Here is an 18,360-nt window from a genome sequence, read left to right as displayed (position 1 = left end):
CCGTGTCTGACGTGCGCATTCATCCGCGAAAAGGGTTCATGGACGGGCCGATTCCGGTTGCGGGTGGAGGGAAGTGGAGTAGAGTGGAGCGCAGTGGCAGGCCGGATCGGACCTGCCGGCCCGAGCGAACCGGCGGACCGCGAAACCGCCACAGGGCAGGGGGGTTTGGCCGATGTTCCTCGGCACTCACACCCCGCGCCTGGACGACAAGGGCCGGCTGATCCTTCCGGCGAAGTTCCGGGACGAGCTGGCGGGAGGTGTCGTGATCACCAAGGGGCAGGAGCGTTGCCTGTACGTGTTCCCGATGCCGGAGTTCCAGCGGATCGCGGGGCAGCTGCGGGACCAACCGGTCACCAACAAGGCCGCCCGGGCCTACAGCCGGGTGTTCTTCGCCAGCGCGCACGACGAGATCCCCGACAAGCAGGGCCGGGTCACCATCCCGGGGCACCTGCGGGAGTATGCGGCACTCGACCGTGAGCTCGTGGTGATCGGTGCGAGCACGCGGGTGGAGATCTGGGACAAGCAGTCCTGGGAGCAGTACCTCTCGGCGAGCGAGGACGACTTCGCCGACATCGAGGAGGGGGTGCTGCCCGGCGGACTGTAGGCCCGGCTCAGCTGCCTGCCGGCCGCCGAGGTGGTCCGGACGTCGCTGCCGCCGTACTGCGAGATCTCCAGCCGCTCCCGCTCCTGGCGCCTCTTCCCCGGCGCCAGGCGTGTGTCCGGTGGGGCGCGCCCGATGGCAACGGGCACGAGCGGATGGGGATCTGGCGGTACGGAAGACGACCGGACGCCGATCGCGAACAAGCGGCCGGGTGGCGCGCGGGAAAGAGCAGGCGATGGGGGTCGACATGGGGGAGCTTCGCGGCACGCACGTGCCGGTGCTGCTCGAGCGCTGCCTCGAGCTGCTCGCTCCCGCGCTGGACCGTCGCGGTGCGGTGCACGTCGACTTCACGCTGGGCCTGGGCGGGCACGCCGAGGCCGTGCTCGAGCGGCACCCGGACGTGGTCCTCGTCGGACTCGACCGGGACCCGGAGGCGCTCGCGCACTCCCGGCACCGGCTCCAGCGCTTCGCCGATCGCATCCACCTGGTCCACGCGGTCTACGACGAGCTGCCGGCGGTCCTCGCGGAGCTCGGCTTCACCGAGTTCCACAGTGGGCTGTTCGACCTCGGAGTGTCCTCGTTGCAGCTCGACGAGGCGGACCGGGGCTTCGCGTACGCGAAGGACGCACCGCTGGACATGCGGATGGACCAGTCGCGGGGGATCACCGCCGAGGAGGTCGTCAACGGCTACGAGCCGGGCGAGCTGGTCCGCATCCTGCGGGTGTACGGCGAGGAGAAGTTCGCGCAGCGCATCGTCTCGGCGATCGTCCGGGAGCGGGCGAAGGCGCGGATCGTGTCCTCCGCCCGGCTCGCGGACCTGGTCCGGGACGCCATCCCGGCCGCCGCGCGGCGAACGGGTGGAAATCCCGCGAAAAGAACGTTTCAGGCGCTACGTATTGAGGTAAATGCGGAGCTCGCCGCGCTCGAGGCTGCGGTTCCGTCCGCTCTGGACTTCCTGGCGCCGAAGGGGCGCCTGGTCGTGATGTCGTACCAGTCGTTGGAGGATCGGATCGTCAAGCGCGCCCTGGCCGCGAGGGCGCGCAGCACCGGGCCGGTCGATCTGCCGGTCGAGCTGCCCGGGACCGGTCCGACCCTGCGCCTGCTGACGCGGGGATCGGAGCCGCCCACGGCGGCTGAGGTGGCGGAGAACCCGCGTGCGGCCTCGGTGAAGCTGCGCGCGGCGGAACGGATCGACGAGCAGGACCAGGGACGAGGGGCCGCCCGCGAACGGCCCCGGATGTCCGCGCACGGGGGACGAGGGCGGCGACGCCCGGGGGAACACCAGGAGGGGGAGGGGCATTGAGCGAGCGCATGACCACCGCGCCGCGGTCGGGGGGCCGGACCGCGGATCGGGCGGAGAAGGGCCGGCGCACGCCGGCCGGCACGAAGGGGACGGCGCGGGGGGCGCGCCAGTTCCCGATCCAGGGCACCACCGCGCTGAAGCTCAACTCCGAGCAGCAGCGGGAGACGGTCGCGACGCCGCGCCTGCGGGTCGCGCCGCCCGCGCCGGTCAACGCGCCGCGGGCGCCGTTCATCGCGCTGGTGGTCGGCGTCGTGGTGGCCGGGGTGCTGGGCATCCTGCTGATCAACACGAAGACGGCGGAGAACTCGTTCGAGCTGGACTCGCTGCAGAAGCAGCAGGCCGATCTGGACGCGCGCCAGCAGTCGCTGGAGAACGAGATCGCCGCCAGGAACATGCCCGGCAGCCTGGACGCGGCCGCGCGCCAGCTGGGCCTGGTCAAGGCGGACTCGCCGGCGTACATCCGGCTGCCCGACGGCAAGATCATCGGTGTGCCGAAGCCCGGCCGCGGCGAGCCGGCCGTGACCGCGCAGGACCCGGCCGAGACGGCGCGCGCGGTGGAGAAGGCGAAGGCCACCGCGACCCAGGACGCGACCACGCAGGACGTGACCGGGGACGCCGCGACGGTGCCCGGCACTGCCACCGCCGGCGTCCCGGGTCCCGGTACGCCTCCCGCAGGGCAGTAACGCGGTGACGCCGCGTTCGGACGAGACGCCGCGCCGGGGCCAGCAGCCCCGGCGCGGCGCTTCTGCGCAGGACCAGCCCGTCGCCGACGAGGAGCGTGGCGGCGGCTTCGCGGGGATAGGAGCCGCGCGGGCGTACACCCCGCGCGGGCGTACCGTGCGCGAGGGTGACCAGCGCACCCGGTCGCCCCGGACCGGCCGGAACGTCGATCCGCTCCGGCCGTCTCTGCAGGTTCTCGACGGTGGCCGGCCGGTGCGCGAGCGCCGCCGCGACACCGACGACGACCTGCCGCCGCAGCGCCGTGGCAAGGCGGGTGCCGAGGCTCCGGGTCGACCGGGCCGGGACCGCAACGACCGGGACGAACCGAGCCGTGGCCGGGGCCGGGCGGGTGATGGCCGCGGCGGCCGGGACCAGGCGGGCCGGGGCGGCAGTGGCCGGGATCAGCCGGGCCGGGACGGCAGCGGGCGGGGCCGGACGGGTGATGGCCGCGGCGGCCGGGATCAGGCGAGCGGGGAACGGCAGGCACGCGGCGACCGGACGGCGCAGGAGCGCGGCCGGGTGCCCGCAGGACGCGGTGAGCCCGCACGTGCGACACGCACGACCGCGGGGGCCGGGCGCGGTCGATCGACCGCCGATCCGCGGCGCGCCGGCTCCGGGCGTACCGAAGCGGGCCGGCCCGGCCGGGACCGCAGGGTCGCCGCAGCGCCCGGCCCACGACGAAGCGTCGGCGTTCGGCCCGCAGCCGCGCCGCCGCGGTCCGGTAGCCGCCGGCCCGCGCCGGTCGTGCCGGCCGAGCCGCCGAAGCTGGCCAACAGCACCAGGCGGTTGCGGCTGGGCACGGTGCTGGCGCTGTCGCTGTTCGTGATGATCGGCGTGCGGCTCGTCGTGCTCCAGGTCATGGACTCGCCGGACGCCGCGGACACCCTGGCGGAGCAGCGGCAGAACCGCCTCACCGAGGTCGTGCTGCCGGCACCCCGTGGCAGCATCCTGGACCGCTCGGGCGCCGTGCTGGCGCACAGCGTCGAGGCGCGCTACATCTACGCCGACCCCGTGCTGGTCAAGGACCCGGCCAAGACGGCCGCCCAGCTCTCGCCGCTGCTCGGCATCCCGCAGTCGCAGCTGGTCGAGCTGATGACCAGGAAGAAGCGTCCCGGCGGCGGCGAGTCCCGCTTCGAGTTCCTGGCCCGCGGCGTCGACATCGCGGTCGCCGACAGGATCAAGCAGCTGAACCTGGCCGGCATCGGGTCGCGCCGCGACGAGCGCCGCGACGTGCCCGGCGCCGACCTGGCCGCGAACCTGATCGGCTTCATCGGCGACGACCACACCGGGCTCGAGGGCATCGAGGCCCGCTACGACGAGCTGCTGCGCGGCGTCAACGGCGAGAAGGTGTACGAGATCGGCCGCGGCGACCTCGCCAAGGAGATCCCGGGCGGCTACCACCGGGAGACCCAGGCCGCACCCGGCTCCTCGATCCAGCTGACCATCGACCGGTTCCTGCAGTTCGAGGTGCAGCGCTACCTCGGCTACTACATGAGGAAGGTCGACGCGACGGTCGCCGGCGCCGTGGTGCTGGACGTGCAGACCGGCGAGGTGCTGGCACAGGCCAGCTACCCGCCGTACAACGCGCAGAAGCCGTTCGACTTCAAGCCGGCCGAGCGCGACGACGCGGTGTCCAGTGTGATCTCCGACCCGGGCTCCACGCACAAGGCGTTCACCATCGGCGCCGCCATGCAGGAGGGGGTCGTCGACAAGAACTCCGAGATCGTCGTGGGCCCCGCCCTGCGGCTCGGCGGCGAGCCCTTCGTCGACCACCACGTCTTCCCGAAGGGTACGAAGCTGAGCATCCCGCAGGTGCTGGCGTACTCGTCGAACGTCGGCACGATCCGGATCGGGCAGAAGCTCGGCAAGGAGAAGCTGTACGAGTACCAGCAGAAGTTCGGCCTCGGCCGCCCCACCAACGAGGGCATGCCCGGCGAGGCGTCCGGCCGGCTGCTGGCACCGGACGAGTGGAGCGGGTCGGCGTACGGCTCGGTGCCGATCGGGCACAGCGTCGATGCGACCCTGCTGCAGATGGTGGCCGGCTACGGCGCGATCGCCAACGACGGCGTGTACATCCAGCCGCACCTGATCAAGAGCACCATCTCGGGTCGCGACGGCACGGTGACGCCGTCCGCACCGCCGGAGACGCACCGGGTGCTCGACACGCAGGTGGCACGGGACCTGCGCGAGATGATGGAGGCCGTCGTCGACGCCAAGGGCGCCACCGGCACCGCGGCCAAGGTCGAGGGCTACCGCGTGTCCGGCAAGACCGGCACCGGCAAGATGCTGGTCGACGGGAAGTACACCAGCCACAACGCCGGCTCGTTCATCGGCATGGCGCCGGCCGAGAAGCCGCGCTTCGTCATCGGTGTCTTCGCCGACGTGCCCAACGGCACCGGCGGCGAGGTGGCCGCGCCGGCGTTCAGCAAGATGATGGGCGACGCCCTGTTGCGTTACCGCGTGCCACCGTCCGGTACCAAGCCGCCGACGTTCGCGTGGAAGGACTGAGCCACGCGGATGGCGTGCGCAGCCGGGTCGCCGACACCGGGTAGGGTCTGACGCCGTGTCCGGCATTCCCCGTCCCCAGACCCTCCGGCCGTCGCGGCTGAGCGACCTCGCGGCGCCGGCCGGCGCCCAGGTCGTGGGTGAGGACGCCGAGGTCACCGGCGTCACCCACGCCAGCGGCGACGTGCGGCCCGGCGATCTCTACGCCGCGCTGCCCGGCGCCCGCCGGCACGGTGCCGAGTTCGTCGGTGCCGCCGCCGAGGCGGGCGCCGTCGCCGTCCTGACCGACCCGGCCGGGCGCGACGCCGCCGTCGCCGCGGGGCTGCCCGTGCTCGTCGTGCCGGACCCGCGTGCGGTGCTGGGCGTGGTCGCCTCGGCCGTGTACGGCGACCCGACCGCGAAGCTGACCATGATCGGCCTGACCGGCACCGCCGGCAAGACCAGCACCGCGTACCTGGTGGAGTCCGGGCTGCGGGCGGCCGGGCTGACCACCGGGCTGATCGGCACGGTGGAGACGCGCCTCGGCGACCTCGTGGTCGGCAGCGCCCGCACCACTCCCGAGGCCACCGACCTGCACGCCATGCTGGCCACCGCGGTCGAGCGCGGGGTGAGCGCGGTGGTGATGGAGGTGTCCAGCCACGCGCTCGCCATGGGCCGCGTGGGCGGCGTCCGCTTCACCGTCGGCGGGTACACCAACTTCGGGCTCGACCACCTGGACTTCCACGCCGACGTCGAGGACTACTTCGCGGCCAAGGCGAAGCTGTTCGACGGCCGCTGCCGGTTCGAGGTGCTCAACGCCGACGACCCCGCGCTGAAGCCGCTGTTCAAGCCGGCCACCCTCAGCTACTCCGCGGCCGGGGACAGCGCCGCCACCTGGTCGGCGTCCGGCATCAGCGGCGACGCCTTCGGCCAGCGTTTCACCGCGCACGGCCCCGGCGGCGACGTCCGGGCCGGGGTGGCGCTCCCCGGGCGGCACAACGTCGCGAACGCGCTGCTCGCCCTCGCCTCGCTGGTCGCGGCCGGCATCGACGCCCAGGTCGCCGCCGACGGCATCGCCGCCTGCCCCGGCGTTCCCGGCCGGCTGGAACGGGTGGCGTCGCCGGGCGACGTGCTGGGCGTCGTCGACTACGCGCACAAGGCGGACGCGATCGTGGCGGCGCTGGCCGCCCTGCGCGAGCTGGCCACCGCCCGTCACGGACACCTGCTGTGCGTCATCGGCGCCGGCGGGGACCGGGACAGGGGCAAGCGGCCGACGATGGGTGCGGCCGCCGCGCGCGGCGCCGACCTCGTCGTCGTGACCGACGACAACCCGCGCACCGAGGACCCGGCCGCCGTGCGCGCCGCGGTCCGGCAGGGCGCGGAGCAGGCCGGGACGCCGGCGAAGATCATCGAGGTGGCGGGCCGCCGGGCCGCCATCGACGAGGCGGTACGGCTGGCCGGTCCCGGCGACGTCGTGGCCGTCCTCGGCAAGGGACATGAGCGGGGCCAGGAGGTGCACGGCGAGGTGCTGCCGTTCGACGACCGGATCGAGCTCGCCGCCGCACTGGCCGCGCGCGAGGGTGGTGCCGCTTGATCCGCATGACGCTGGACGAGATCGCCGCGGTGACCGGGGGGCGTCTCGTCAACGCCGACCCGGCCGCGACCGTCACCGGGCCGGTCGAGTACGACTCCCGCGCCCTGCTGCCCGGCGGCCTGTTCGTCGCGTTCGCGGGCGAGAAGGTCGACGGGCACGACTACGCGGCCGCCGCGGTCGAGGCCGGCGCGGCCGGAGTGCTCGGCTCCCGCGACACCGGGCAGCCGGGCGTCGTGGTCGCCGACCCGCTGGAGGCGCTGGCGAAGCTCGCGCACGTGGTGGTCGGCCGGCTGCGGGAGCTGACCGTCGTGGGGCTCACCGGCTCGTCGGGCAAGACCACGACCAAGGACTACATCGGGCAGCTGCTCACCCGGCTCGGGCCGACGGTGGCGCCGGCCGGGTCGCTGAACAACGAGCTCGGCTTCCCGTACACGGTGCTGAAGGCGACCACGGAGACCCGGTTCCTCGTGCTGGAGATGGGCGCCCGCGGCATCGGGCACATCGCGCACCTGACCGGCATCGCCGCCCCGCGGATCGGCGTGGTGCTCAACGTGGGCGCCGCGCACATCGGTGAGTTCGGGTCGGTGGAGGGCACCGCGCGGGCCAAGGGTGAGCTGGTGGAGAGCCTGCCGGCCGAGGGGCTGGCGGTGCTCAACGCCGACGATCCGCTGGTGTCCGCGATGGCGTCGCGTACGCAGGCCCGGGTGATGCTGGTGGGCGAGGCGGAACAGGCCGGCATCCGGGCCGCCGACGTGACCCTGGACGAGCGGGGACGTGCGGCCTACACGCTGGTCACGGAGGCCGGGAGTGCGCCCGTACGCCTCGCCGTGACCGGCCGCCACCAGGTCGCCAACACGCTCGCCGCCGCGGCCGTGGCGCTCGAGGCCGGGATGCCGGTCGCGGACGTCGCCGCCGCGCTGGGCGAGGTGGGCATCGTGTCGAGCCGGCGGATGGACGTCTTCGACCGCCCGGACGGCGTGACGGTGATCGACGACTCGTACAACGCCAACCCGTCCTCGACCGCCGCGGCCCTGCGCGCGCTGGCGGCCCTGGGGGAGGGGCGGCGCACGATCGCGGTGCTGGGCTACATGGCCGAGCTGGGCGAGTACGAGACGTCCGGGCACGAGGACGTCGGGCGCCTCGCGGCCGAGCTGGGCGTGGACCGGCTGGTGGCCGTCGCACAGGCCACGCCGGTGCTGGACGGTGCTGCGTCCGTACCGGACTGGAAGGGTGAGCCGATCGCCGCCGCCGACCAGGCGGCCGCCATCGCCGCGGTGACCGGGGACCTGCGCCCGGGCGACGTGGTGCTGGTGAAGGGATCGCGGTACCGCACGTGGGAGGTGGCCGATGCGCTGCGCGCGGATTCGGCCGCCGAGGAGGTAAGCCCGTGAGGGCAGTCATCGTCGCGGCCGCGGTCGCGTTCATCATCTCGCTGTTCGGCACCCCGGTCGCCATCCGCGTGTTCACCGCGCTCAAGGCCGGTCAGCCGATCCGCGCGGTCGGGCCGGCCAGCCACCAGGGCAAGAAGGGCACGCCCACGATGGGCGGTGTCGCGTTCGTCGTGGCGACGGTGCTCGCGTACGTGGCCGGCCATGTGGCGCTGACCACGCTGCCGCCGGGGCAGATCGCCCAGGTGAAGCCGACGATGACGGCGCTGGTGCTGCTCGGGCTGTTCGTCTTCTGCGGCGCGGTCGGCTTCCTCGACGACTTCCTCAAGGTGCGCAAGCGGCACTCGGGCGGCCTGAGCGCCAAGGGCAAGCTGCTCGGCCAGCTGCTGGTCGGCGGCGGTCTCGGTGTCGCGGCGCTCTATGTGACCAGCACCAACGGGCAGACGGTGGCGAGCGAGCACATCTCGTTCATCCGCGACATCAGCTTCCTCGACGTCGGCAAGGTCGGCTCGGTCATCGTGTTCGTCTTCGTCATCATGTCGATGTCGAACGGCGTGAACCTGACCGACGGCCTCGACGGCCTGGCGACCGGCGCCTCCATCCTGGTGCTGGGGGCGTACGCGCTGATCGGCTTCTGGCAGTACCGCCACTGGTGCGGCGACCCGGCGTACACGGGTGACTACTGCTACCAGGTGCGCGACCCCCTGGAGATCGCCCTGATCGCGGCGGCGGCGGCCGGCGCCTGTGTCGGGTTCCTGTGGTGGAACACGTCACCGGCGCGGATCTTCATGGGTGACACCGGCGCGCTGGGCCTGGGCGGCCTGATCGGCGGCCTGGCGATCGCGACCCGGACGACGCTGCTGTCGATCATCATCGGCGGCCTGTTCGTCATCATCACGATGTCCGTCGTGATCCAGATCATCTCGTTCAAGACCACCGGCAAGCGTGTCTTCCGGATGTCGCCGCTGCAGCACCACTTCGAGCTGGCCGGCTGGAGCGAGGTCAACATCGTGGTCCGCTTCTGGATCGTCGCCGGCATCTGCGTCGCGATCGGCCTCGGCCTCTTCTACAGCGACTTCCTGCGCGTCATGGGATAGATCTCCCGCGACACGCCACGGGGGAACGCGAGGCGTGGCGTGTCGCGCCACCATGATGGGGGCATGGGGGAGGACAAGCCTGAGGCCCGGACCACGGTCACCGTGTCGCCGGCGGCGACCGTGCAGCCCGCGCCGCCACCGGTACGCCCGAGAACGCTCAGCCAGCAGCTGCTGCCGGGTGTGCACGGGATGCTGGCCCGGCCGCTGTCCTCGTACTACCTGCTGATCGCCGGCTCCGGCCTGCTGCTGCTCATCGGCCTGACCATGGTGTTCTCGGCGACCAGCGTCAAGGCGTACGCGGAGGACGGCAGCGCCTTCACCGCCGTGCGCAACCAGCTGGTCTTCGCGGTCCTGGGCCTGGTCGGCTTCTGGGTGTGCCAGCGCCTGCCCGCGACCACGCTGCGCTTCTTCGGCGTCTACATCCTCGGCGGCGCCGTCGTGCTGCTGGGCATCCTGGATCTGCTCCAGGCCATGGGCGCCGTCGGCATCCTGCACATCGCGCAGGACGGCAGCGTGTCGCTCGGGCCGCTGCGCGCCAACCTGCTCTGGCTCTACATCGGCCCGGTCGGTCTCCAGCCGTCCGAGTTCGTCAAGATCGGCGTCGTGCTGTGGGGCGCGGACATCATCGCGCGCAAGGGCGCCGACCTCGGCTACTGGCGCGAGCTGTCGATGCCCATGTTCCCGATCATCGGCCTGCTCTTCGTCCTGGTCGGCTACAACGACCTCGGGACCATGCTGGTGGTGCTGGCGCTGATCGTCGGGCTGCTGTGGGCCGCCGGTGTGCGTACCCGGGTCTTCGCCGCCCTCGGCGTGCTGGGCCTCTCCGGCATCGGCCTGCTGATCGCGGCGGCCTCCCGCGGCGCCGGATCCGGTACGCAGGGCGAACCCAACTACCGCCTGCTGCGCATCACCACCTGGCTGAGCGAGCCCAAGGACTGCGCCGCCGACCTGTGCTACCAGATCCTGCAGGCCCGTTCGGCGATCTACGAGGGCGGCTGGTTCGGCGTCGGCCTCGGCAAGGGCGCCCTGAAGTGGAACTGGCTGCCGGCCGCCGACAACGACTTCATCTACGCCGTGGTCGCCGAGGAGCTCGGTGTCGTCGGCTGCATGGTGATCGCGGTGCTGTTCGCCGTGCTGGCGTACACGGGCTTCCGGATCGCCCGGCGCGTCGACGACCCGTTCCGCCGCCTGGCCGCGACCGGCATCACCACCTGGCTGGTCGCGCAGGCGGTCATCAACATGGGCGGCGTGATCGGCCTGCTGCCGCTGACCGGCGTGCCGCTGCCGCTCATCTCCGCAGGCGGCAGCGCCCTGGTCGTGACGATGGCCGGGGTCGGCATCCTCGCCTCCTTCGCCCGCGCGGAACCCGATGCGGCACGAGCCCTGCACGCCCGTCCGCCCGCTCGGTGGGTGCGACTAGTGTGGGCCCCGCTGCCGCCGCTCCCCCCGCCGCGGCGGCCCGCTGGCAAAGGGGGTGTTGGGAGAAGGTGATGGCTGTGCTGCGGTCCGTCGTGCTTGCCGGAGGAGGCACCGGCGGTCACATCTATCCGCTGCTCGCCTTCGCCGACGCGCTGCGCCGGCACTACCCCGAGGTGCGCATCACCACGCTGGGCAGCCCGAAGGGGATGGAGAACGACCTCATCCCGCCGGCCGGCTACGACCTGCGGGTGATCCCGGCGTTCCAGCTGCCGCGTTCGATCAACCTCAACCTGCTGCGCACGCCCGACCGGATGTACAAGTCCGCGGCCGCCGCTGGGAAGATCATCGACGAGGTCCAGGCCGACGTGGTGGTCGGCTTCGGCGGGTACGTGTCGGTGCCGGCGTACCTGGCGGCGTGGCGGCGCGAGCTGCCCATCGTCATCCACGAGGTGAACGTGCCGCCGGGCGTGGCCAACCGGATGGGCATGAAGTTCACCAAGAACGTCGCCGTCGGCTTCCCCAGCCAGCCGAAGGCCGCCGAGTCGCTGCGCGACGCCAAGGTGGTGGGTGTGCCGCTGCGTACGGCGATCGCCCGGATGGACCGCGCCGCGCTGCGCCCGCAGGCCCTGCACCACTTCGGTCTCCGCCCCGACCTGCCGGTGCTGTTCGTCTCCGGCGGGTCGTCCGGCGCCCGGACCATCAACCTCGCGGTGGCGGAGGCGGCCAAGAAGATCACCCACGCCGGCATCCAGGTGCTGCACGTGCAGGGCGGGCGCAACGACCCGTTCGAGGTGCCCAGCGACCTGCCGGTGCCGTATGTCGTGGTGCCGTACCTGTCGGACATGCAGCTCGGCTATGCCGCCGCCGACCTCATGCTCTGCCGCGGCGGGGCGATCACGGTCGCCGAGACCACGGCGATCGGCATGCCGGCCATCTACGTGCCGTACCCGCACAGCAACCAGGAGCAGAAGCGCAACGCGCTGCCGGTCGTCGAGTCGGGTGGCGGGCTGCTGGTGGACAATGCCGAGCTGACTCCGGAGTGGATCGAGCGTACGGTCATCCCGCTCGCCCGTGACCCGCAGCGGCTCGCGGCGATGGGCCGGGCGGCGGGCGCGTACGGCCGCCGCGACGGCGACGAGGCGCTGCTGGACTTCGTGTGTGAGGCGGTCGCCCGCCGATGAACGTTTCTGCGACTAGGGGAGTGACCGCGTGAGCACCGCGGAGCTGAAGCCGGCCGGCGGGCTGACCGCCGAGGACCTGGGCACCGTCCACCTCATCGGCATCGGCGGCGTCGGCATGGGCGGCCTGGCCCGCCTGCTGCTGACCCGCGGCGTGCCCGTCTCCGGCAGCGAGCTGCGCGAGTGGCCGGCCCTGGCGGCGCTGCGGGCGCTCGGCGGCACGGTGCACATGGCCCACGAGCCGGCCAACCTCGACGGCGTCGACACGGTCGTCTACTCCACCGCGATCCCGCAGGACCACGTGGAGATCGTCGAGGCGCGCCGGCGCGGCCTGCGGGTGCTGCACCGCTCCGAGGCACTGGCCGCGGCGATGACCGGGCGCCGCACGATCGCGGTGGCCGGCACCCACGGCAAGACCACCACGACGTCGATCATGACCGTGATCCTGCAGCACGCCGGGGAGGACCCGTCGTTCGTCATCGGCGGGGAGATCTCGGCGGCCGGCTCCAACGGCCACCACGGCTCCGGCTCGTACTTCGTGGCCGAGGCCGACGAGAGCGACAAGTCGTTCCTGGTCTACCGCCCGCACGTCGCGATCGTCACCAACATCGAGGGCGACCACCTCAACAACTGGGGCGACCTCGAGGGGCTCAAGGCGGGCTTCCTGGAGTTCGCCGAGCTCGCCGACCCGGACGGGTTCGTGGTCACCTGCGCCGACGACGAGGGCGTGCAGGACCTCATCGCGGCGCTGCGCGCCAAGGGCAGGACCGTCTACACGTACGGCGAGAGCGAGGGCGCCGACCTCCGCCTCACCGACGTCGTCTCCTCCGTGCAGGGCGTGCGCTACCAGGCCACCCTCGACGGCAAGCCGCTGGGCGAGATCGCGCTCGCGCTGCCCGGCCGGCACATGGGGCTGAACAGCGCCGCCGCCGTGCTGACCGCGCTGCGGCTGGGGCTGCCGCTCGACAAGATCACCGAGGCGCTGGGCTCGTTCCCGGGCGTCCGGCGGCGGTTCGAGCGCAAGGGAACGGTCGCCGGGGTCCGGGTCTACGACGAGTACGCGTACCACCCCACCTCGGTCAAGGCGGCGCTGCGCACCCTGCGGGAGGTCGCCGGCGACGGGCGGCTGGTCGTGGTGTTCCAGCCGTACCGGGTCTACCGGACGCGGGACCTGCAGGCCGAGCTCGCCGAGGGACTGGCGATCGCCGATGAGGTGATCGTCATGGAGGTCTTCGGCCCGGGCGAGACCCGCGGCCCGGGGGAGGGCGGCGTCGCGCTCACCGCGGCCGTCGACCTGCCTGCCGACCGCAAGGTCTTCGTGCCGTCGTGGGAGGACGTGCCGGCCGAGGTGGTCCGCCGCAGCCGCCCCGGCGACGTGGTGGTGACCATGGGCGCGCCGCCGATCTCGCTGATGGGCGACGAGCTGCTGGCCGCGCTGGCGGAGAGCTGAGCCGGCGGTGAGCGACGGGGGCGGGCGCAACTGGCGGCTGGTACGGGCGGACACCGACGCGGTGCCGCCGTCGGTGCGGCGGTTCATGGCCCGCGCCCGGCAGCGCCGGCTCCGGGCGGCGCTGCCCTGGGCGGTCGGCCTCGGCGCCCTGCTGGTGGTGGGCGCCCTGGTGTGGACCGTGTACGGCACCTCGGTGCTCGGCGTCCGGGACGTCCGGGTGGTGGGCACCGACACGCTCACCACGTCGCAGGTGGAGCAGGCCGCTGCCGTGCGGATGAGCGAGCCGCTCGCCCGGGTCGACGTGGACGCGATCCGGGACCGGGTGCAGGCCCTGCCGGCCGTCGAGCGGGCGATCGTGTCGCGCAGCTGGCCGGGCACCGTGGAGGTGCAGGTCGTGGAGCGTACGCCGGTGGCCGCCGTGCCCGCGGGCAAGGAGTTCTCGCTCATCGACGCGCAGGGTGTCGCCTTCCGCACGGTTGCGGACCGGCCCTCCGGCCTGCCCGTGGCGAAGCTCGCGGCGCCCGGACCGGAGGACGTCAACACCCGGTCGGCGCTGGTGGTGCTCTCGTCGCTGACCGCCGAGCTGCGCGAGCAGCTCGTGTCCGTCTCGGTGCCGGCGCCCGCGCAGGTGAGTCTGGGGTTGCGCAAGCACCGGACGATCATCTGGGGCGACGAGACGCAGAGCGAGCGGAAGGCTCAGGTGGCGACGGCGCTGCTGGCGCGCAAGGGCGACACGATCGACGTCAGCGCGCCGACGGTCGTGACGATCCGCTGACCGCCTGCCAACCGGACAAGACACGCCAAACGGCGCATTAGGTTCGAGGTTACGGCTGAGTCGGATAGTCGCCTCATCAGCGGACGCCGACACGCCGCGTTGGTCCTTGGATCGGGCGACACGTCCGCTTACGTTGCCTCGAGAGGTTCAGTAGTTGACATAGCTCTAAGCCTCTAGTAGAGGGTGAGGGTTCTCCTCGCCCTCCCTTGTACGGAGCGGACGTCGATGGCGGTTCCTTGGCCGGACCGCTGGGGCCTCGACGTCCGCCAACCCTGGAAGGGAAGGCTGAGCCCGATGACACCTCCGCACAACTATCTGGCGGTCATCAAGGTCGTCGGCATCGGTGGCGGCGGCGTGAACGCCGTGAACCGCATGATCGAGGTAGGGCTCAAGGGAGTCGAGTTCATCGCGATCAACACCGATGCCCAGGCGCTGCTGATGTCCGACGCCGACGTCAAGCTCGACGTCGGCCGCGAGCTGACCCGCGGGCTCGGCGCCGGCGCGCAGCCCGAGGTCGGCAAGAACGCCGCCGAGGACCACCGCGACGAGATCGAGGAGGTGCTCAAGGGCGCCGACATGGTCTTCGTGACCTGCGGCGAGGGCGGCGGCACCGGTACGGGCGGCGCGCCCGTGGTCGCGAACATCGCCCGCAAGCTGGGCGCCCTGACCATCGGCGTGGTGACGCGCCCGTTCTCGTTCGAGGGCAAGCGCCGCCAGGTGCAGGCCGAGTCCGGCATCGACGAGCTGCGCAACCAGTGCGACACGCTCATCGTGATCCCGAACGACCGGCTGCTGGCCCTCGGCGACCGCGGCATCAGCATGATGGACGCGTTCCGCCAGGCCGACCAGGTGCTGCTCTCCGGCGTCCAGGGCATCACCGACCTGATCACCACGCCGGGTCTGATCAACCTGGACTTCGCCGACGTCAAGAGCGTCATGAGCGGCGCGGGCAGCGCCCTGATGGGCATCGGCAGTGCCCGCGGCGACAACCGCGCGGTCGAGGCGGCCGAGAAGGCGATCTCCAGCCCGCTGCTCGAGCAGAGCATGGACGGCGCCCGCGGCGTGCTGCTCTCCATCGCCGGCGGCTCCGACCTGGGCCTGTTCGAGATCAACGACGCGGCGCAGCTGGTCACCGACGCGGCGCACCCCGACGCCAACATCATCTTCGGCGCGGTCATCGACGACGCGCTCGGCGACGAGGTCCGGGTCACCGTGATCGCCGCCGGCTTCGACGGAGGTACGCCCTCCTACAAGCCGTCCGAGCCGGCCCGCAAGGTCGTCCAGCAGCCGACGGCGCCGCCCGCGGTCACGCCCAGCGTGCCCGCGCCGGTGAGCCCGGCGGCGGTGACCCCGCCCGCCGCGACCACCCCGCCGCCGCGCCGGGTGCTGTTCGACGACGTCGACGTGCCGGACTTCCTCAAGAACGGCTCCTGACGTTTGCCGGACCAGGCGCGCCGCGCCCAGCTGGCAGCCTCGCTGGTCGAGGTACGCCGGCGGATCGCGCGCGCCTGTTCGGCGGCGGGACGTGACGAGGGCAGCGTAGAGCTGGTCGCGGTCACCAAGACGTACCCGGCCGAGGACGTCGTGCTGCTGGCCGGGCTCGGCGTCACCGACGTCGGGGAGAACAAGGACCAGGAGGCCGCGGCGAAGGCGGCCTCGGTGGCTTCGGCGGGGGCGGCGGTCCGGTGGCACTTCGTCGGGCAGCTGCAACGCAACAAGGCGAAGTCGGTGGTGCGGTACGCCGACGTGGTGGAGTCGGTGGACTCGCTGCGGCTGGCGTCCGCACTGGACGCCGCCGCCGGCCGGCACCGGAACGCGCCGCTGGACGTCCTGATCCAGGTCAGCATCGACGGTGACCCGGCGCGGGGCGGGGCGATCGACCCGGTCACCACGGCGTCGCCGTCCGATCCGGAACGTGATCTCGGACGCATCGCCGAGGCCGTGGCGGCTTCGGGATCGCTGCGCCTGCGGGGCCTGATGGCCGTGGCCCCGCGTGACTGGGAGCCGGGCCGGGCCTTCGAGTCGTTGGCCGCCACCGCGGAACGGCTGCGGGCCGACCATCCGGACGCGACGGTGCTGTCGGCGGGCATGAGCAACGACCTTGAGCAGGCCGTCCGGCACGGGGCGACACACGTACGGATCGGCACTTCTTTACTCGGGATGCGAAACCCGCTGCGGTAGCCTTGCGGCGGGCAGCAAACTACATAGGTGTTGTTTAGCGCGACGTGCTCGTATGACGCCGCGTCCGACGACGCAGCGTCGTTAGCGGGCGCCGGGGTCCGAAGGTTTGAAGATCACGGAATCCGTGCAAGGGGGGAAGCGGCACGCCCGGGGGAGTGGGCCGCACACGGATGGAGGTGGGGGGCATGGACGAGCGGTTCGGCGCCGAGCAGGGTCTGGTGATCGCATGAGCGCACTGCGCAAGGCCGGCGTGTGGCTGGGCCTGGTCGAGGAGGACGACCAGTACGACGAGCGCGGCTACCGCGACGGCGGCTACCGCGAGCGGGAGCGCGACCGTGACCGGGACCGCGACTCCGGATACCGCTACGCCGACGAGTACGCCGACGACGAGGACGACGTCGACGAGGCGCCGTCGCTGCCGCGGGCCCGGGTGTCCGAGCGGGGCAGTGGCCGGCTGGAGCGGGCCGCCGCGGCACTCGACCGGGAGGAGCAGGAGCGGGCCGAGCGCAGCGAGCGCGGAAGTGTGCGCTCCATCACGCGTCCGGCGGCGCCGGTGAGCGAGCCGGCCGCCCCGCTGTCGTACTCCACCCGCGACAATCTGGCGCTCGCGCCGCAGACGCAGGTGCACCAGCGGACGGTCGAGGAGGAGCAGCGCTACCAGATCACGACGCTGCACCCGACCACCTACCGCGAGGCCCGCACCATCGGTGAGCACTTCCGCGACGGCGTGCCGGTCATCATCAACCTCACCGAGATGGACGAGGGGGACGCCCGCCGGCTCGTGGACTTCGCCGCCGGGCTGGCCTTCGGCCTTCGCGGTACGATCGAGCGCGTGACCAACCGGGTTTTCCTGCTCTCACCGGCCAATGTCCAGGTCACCGCGGAGGACAAGGCCAAGATCGCCGAGGGCGGCTTCTTCACCCAGAGTTGACCCCTAACGAGGGACGCGCCGGACGTGCTGTCGATCGTGTTTCAGATCATCTATCTGTTGGTCTACGTGTTCTTCCTGACCCTGCTGGCCCGGTTCGTGCTGGGTGCGGTGCTGCAGTACGGGCGCCGGTGGCAGCCGGGAAGGGGCGCGTCGGCGGCACTCGAATCCGTGTGGAGCGTCACTGATCCACCCCTCAAGGCGTTGAGGCGTGTGATCCCACCGCTTCGAATTGGTACCGTGAGCTTGGACCTGGCGTCCCTGGTCCTGCTGGTTATCCTGTTCGTGCTTTTGAACTTCGTGTTAGCGCGTCTGATCCTGAGGTTCGCCTGACCGCGACCCTCTCGATCGGCTGCGCCCCACGCGGCCGCAACTGACCCGAGGAGTTTCGATGCCGCTGACCCCGGCCGACGTGCACAACGTCGCCTTCAAGAAGCCCCCGATCGGCAAGCGGGGGTACGACGAGGAGGAGGTCGACGCCTTCCTGGACGAGGTCGAGCGTGAGCTCGCCCGTCTGATCGAGGAGAACAACGAGCTGCGTGCCCAGGTGGAGCGCGGCGGACGGGGTGGCGCACCGGCCGGCCCGAGCGCCGACCCCCGCCTCGCGGCCGAGCTCAACGACATGAAGGCGCAGCTCGATCGCGTCCAGCGCGACAAGACCGCTGCGGAGCAGGCGGCCCGGCAGATGCAGGCCGAGCTCGAGCAGGTCCGCGCCCAGGGCCCGGTCGGCGCGGGCGCGTCGGCGTCCGGCAGCGGCGACGGCGAGCAGCAGGCGCTGCGCGTCCTGATGATGGCCCAGCGCACCGCCGACGACCACGTGTCCGACGCGCGCCGCGAGGCCGACAAGCTTCTCTCCGACGCCCGGTCCAAGGCGGAGGAGGTCACCCGCGAGGCCCGCGCCAAGGCGGACGCCCTCGAGCGGGACGCGCGCCAGCGGCACCAGGAGGCCATGGGCGGCCTGGACGCCAAGCGGTCCGCGCTGCAGAAGCACATCGAGGAGCTCAAGCAGTTCGAGCGGGAGTACCGCACGCGACTGAAGGCGTACCTCGAAAGCCAGCTGCGCGACCTCGACGGCCGCGGTCAGGGCCTGGAGGCCGAGATGACCCGCGCCGACGCCAACCGCGCGGTCGGTGGCTCGGGCGGTCTCGCCGCGGCGGGCCTCGCCGGCTCGTACGGCGGCAGCCGGGCCAACTCGATCGAGACGGGCCGCTGAGCCCTCGCGTCACCCCTCTCGGACGTGTT

Annotated in this window: 15 protein-coding genes and 1 pseudogene; all 16 read left to right on the top strand. The window is 72.5% G+C overall.

The window, feature by feature from the left end:
* Positions 1 to 172 precede the first annotated feature (172 nt).
* The 16 genes and pseudogenes from mraZ (at position 173) to AB0J80_RS07765 (ending at position 18,331) form a co-directional block, all read left to right on the top strand.
* Positions 173 to 604 carry a division/cell wall cluster transcriptional repressor MraZ gene (gene mraZ, locus AB0J80_RS07840; protein ID WP_041833368.1) on the top strand — a complete coding sequence of 144 codons (432 nt, stop codon included), beginning with the start codon at positions 173 to 175 and terminating at the stop codon, positions 602 to 604.
* Between the two features lie 232 nt (positions 605 to 836).
* Positions 837 to 1,904, top strand: a complete 1,068-nt coding sequence (rsmH, locus tag AB0J80_RS07835; RefSeq protein ID WP_364701584.1) for a 16S rRNA (cytosine(1402)-N(4))-methyltransferase RsmH — start codon at positions 837 to 839, stop codon at positions 1,902 to 1,904.
* Between the two features lie 8 nt (positions 1,905 to 1,912).
* Positions 1,913 to 2,416 (top strand): annotated as a pseudogene (locus AB0J80_RS07830) (hypothetical protein); the annotation flags it as partial.
* Between the two features lie 175 nt (positions 2,417 to 2,591).
* Positions 2,592 to 5,132, top strand: a complete 2,541-nt coding sequence (locus AB0J80_RS07825; protein ID WP_364701581.1) for a penicillin-binding transpeptidase domain-containing protein — start codon at positions 2,592 to 2,594, stop codon at positions 5,130 to 5,132.
* A 55-nt stretch (positions 5,133 to 5,187) separates the two neighbouring features.
* Positions 5,188 to 6,702: a UDP-N-acetylmuramoyl-L-alanyl-D-glutamate--2,6-diaminopimelate ligase gene (locus AB0J80_RS07820; protein ID WP_364701578.1), complete on the top strand. Its 1,515-nt coding sequence runs from the start codon at positions 5,188 to 5,190 to the stop codon at positions 6,700 to 6,702.
* Positions 6,699 to 8,093: a UDP-N-acetylmuramoyl-tripeptide--D-alanyl-D-alanine ligase gene (murF, locus tag AB0J80_RS07815; RefSeq protein ID WP_364701576.1), complete on the top strand. Its 1,395-nt coding sequence runs from the start codon at positions 6,699 to 6,701 to the stop codon at positions 8,091 to 8,093. Before AB0J80_RS07820 ends, murF begins: the two co-directional genes overlap by 4 nt.
* Positions 8,090 to 9,187: a phospho-N-acetylmuramoyl-pentapeptide-transferase gene (mraY, locus tag AB0J80_RS07810; protein ID WP_364701574.1), complete on the top strand. Its 1,098-nt coding sequence runs from the start codon at positions 8,090 to 8,092 to the stop codon at positions 9,185 to 9,187. The genes murF and mraY overlap by 4 nt, the downstream gene beginning before the upstream one ends.
* A 189-nt stretch (positions 9,188 to 9,376) precedes the next feature.
* Positions 9,377 to 10,678: a putative peptidoglycan glycosyltransferase FtsW gene (locus AB0J80_RS07805; RefSeq protein WP_364702600.1), complete on the top strand. Its 1,302-nt coding sequence runs from the start codon at positions 9,377 to 9,379 to the stop codon at positions 10,676 to 10,678.
* A complete protein-coding gene (murG, locus tag AB0J80_RS07800; protein WP_364701572.1) occupies positions 10,678 to 11,787 on the top strand; it encodes an undecaprenyldiphospho-muramoylpentapeptide beta-N-acetylglucosaminyltransferase in 1,110 nt (369 codons plus the stop codon). Before AB0J80_RS07805 ends, murG begins: the two co-directional genes overlap by 1 nt.
* Before the next feature lie 28 nt (positions 11,788 to 11,815).
* A complete protein-coding gene (gene murC, locus AB0J80_RS07795) occupies positions 11,816 to 13,234 on the top strand; it encodes a UDP-N-acetylmuramate--L-alanine ligase (RefSeq protein WP_364701570.1) in 1,419 nt (472 codons plus the stop codon).
* 7 nt (positions 13,235 to 13,241) lie between these two features.
* Positions 13,242 to 14,009, top strand: coding sequence for an FtsQ-type POTRA domain-containing protein (locus AB0J80_RS07790; protein WP_364701568.1), 768 nt, complete (start codon positions 13,242 to 13,244; stop codon positions 14,007 to 14,009).
* Between the two features lie 294 nt (positions 14,010 to 14,303).
* Positions 14,304 to 15,443, top strand: coding sequence for a cell division protein FtsZ (gene ftsZ, locus AB0J80_RS07785; protein WP_364701566.1), 1,140 nt, complete (start codon positions 14,304 to 14,306; stop codon positions 15,441 to 15,443).
* A gap of 3 nt (positions 15,444 to 15,446) precedes the next feature.
* A complete protein-coding gene (locus AB0J80_RS07780) occupies positions 15,447 to 16,190 on the top strand; it encodes a YggS family pyridoxal phosphate-dependent enzyme (RefSeq protein WP_364701564.1) in 744 nt (247 codons plus the stop codon).
* A gap of 226 nt (positions 16,191 to 16,416) precedes the next feature.
* Positions 16,417 to 17,121: a cell division protein SepF gene (gene sepF / locus AB0J80_RS07775; RefSeq protein ID WP_364701562.1), complete on the top strand. Its 705-nt coding sequence runs from the start codon at positions 16,417 to 16,419 to the stop codon at positions 17,119 to 17,121.
* Positions 17,122 to 17,145: 24 nt separating this feature from the next.
* Complete coding sequence (locus AB0J80_RS07770) at positions 17,146 to 17,451, top strand: YggT family protein (RefSeq protein WP_364701560.1); 306 nt, start codon at positions 17,146 to 17,148, stop codon at positions 17,449 to 17,451.
* Positions 17,452 to 17,509: 58 nt separating this feature from the next.
* Positions 17,510 to 18,331, top strand: a complete 822-nt coding sequence (locus AB0J80_RS07765; RefSeq protein WP_364701558.1) for a DivIVA domain-containing protein — start codon at positions 17,510 to 17,512, stop codon at positions 18,329 to 18,331.
* Positions 18,332 to 18,360: the final 29 nt, after the last annotated feature.

This window comes from Actinoplanes sp. NPDC049548 (assembly GCF_040676695.1).
Taxonomy (GTDB): domain Bacteria; phylum Actinomycetota; class Actinomycetes; order Mycobacteriales; family Micromonosporaceae; genus Actinoplanes.
This window is presented reverse-complemented; position numbering and strand designations above follow the sequence as displayed.